The 1,312-nt window shown below is 53.9% G+C and carries 1 protein-coding gene; it reads right to left on the reverse strand.

The genetic code is table 11. From position 1 onward, the window contains the following. The coding region (locus tag KDK15_RS13815) for an ankyrin repeat domain-containing protein (RefSeq protein WP_257295971.1) at positions 1 to 1,110 on the reverse strand (1,110 nt) is incomplete at its 3' end. Between the last annotated feature and the right edge of the window lie 202 nt (positions 1,111 to 1,312).

Here is a 1,312-nt window from a genome sequence, read left to right on the forward strand (position 1 = left end):
CTCACGCAGGGCATCAATGATGCGAGGAGGTGACCCTGCAACGACGGCAACCTCCGGGGCGGTCTGGCCTGCCTGGTTTCGAATATTGGGATTGGCACCATGGGCCAGCAGCATGCCAACACAGGTTGAATTGCTTTTATCTATCGCCATATGCAGCGGGGGATCACCCTTTTTGCTCGCCTTGTTGGGATTGGCACCGTAGGCAAGGAGCATATCCACAATATCTGTTTTTTGCCCACGTAATGCCTCGTACAGTGCGTTGCTCCACCCGATTTCGTCGAGGTTATCGCCAGAGGTGTCAGGATTGGCACCATGAGCCAGCAAGTCGTCGACCATGTTGGTGTGCCCTCTAGAGACTGCATGGTCCAACGCGGTACAACCGTGATTATCAGGAATATTGGGATCGGCCCCTTCGTCCAACAGGACGTTAACGGCCGCAAGTTGACCGCGAATGATGGCACTGCACAGCGGGGTGTGCCCCGGATTATTACGGGCATTAATATCGGCACCGTGATCCAGCAGACACTTCAGGAGCATGACGGTCTGCCTGCTTCCTCCCCATGTGGCCCAGTGCAGCGCCGTGAAATTAGAGCGGTCATGGGCTTGCGGATCAGCTCCGTGCTCCAGCAAGGCCTTGCTAACCTCATAACTGCCGTTTCTGGTAGCCTGAAGCAGAGGTATGTACTCTTTATGATACGGATCAATAGTGGCGATATTGGGGTCAATCCCCCTGTCCAGCAGGGTCTTAAGGGTATTGGTCGCTCTGAAATTATCACTGACCCAATAGAGCGGGTAGTGGCCTTGCTGGTCGCAGAGATTGGGGTCAATCCCCCGGGCCTCCAGCAGGTTTAGCAGGTTGTCAAGGGCTGGCAGGTCTCGCTTCTTGATTGCTGCAGCCAGTTGATTGCCTAAATCACCCAAATCGAGATCAGACGTCGATGGTTGTATGCTCCCGTTGCCTGGGGAAGCCACCGCACGTGAAATATTTTCTGCGCTGATCACGGGTTGCTGGAAAGAAGGAACTGGCTGTGCGTGGGAACTCCCGGCCGTTTCCTCCGGATTGGCCGTGTCATCCCAGGGAAATAAACATTGTCTGATGCTTGGGTACATTTCGTTAAGACTCAGTGGTTTGGACACAAATTTTGTCAAAGGATCTGACAACTGCAGGCGTTGAGATGCTATTGACAGCGGTTTTGCCCGAGTTTTTTTCGGGGTCATCTGTGGCCGCATCAGGGTTGCACGAATACAGTTTCGGGTACAAATCTGCAGCGACACGGGTTTAAAGGGCTCACGCAGGGCATCAATGATGCGA

The sequence above is a fragment of the Endozoicomonas sp. YOMI1 genome, from assembly GCF_024606345.1.
Lineage (GTDB): Bacteria > Pseudomonadota > Gammaproteobacteria > Pseudomonadales > Endozoicomonadaceae > Endozoicomonas.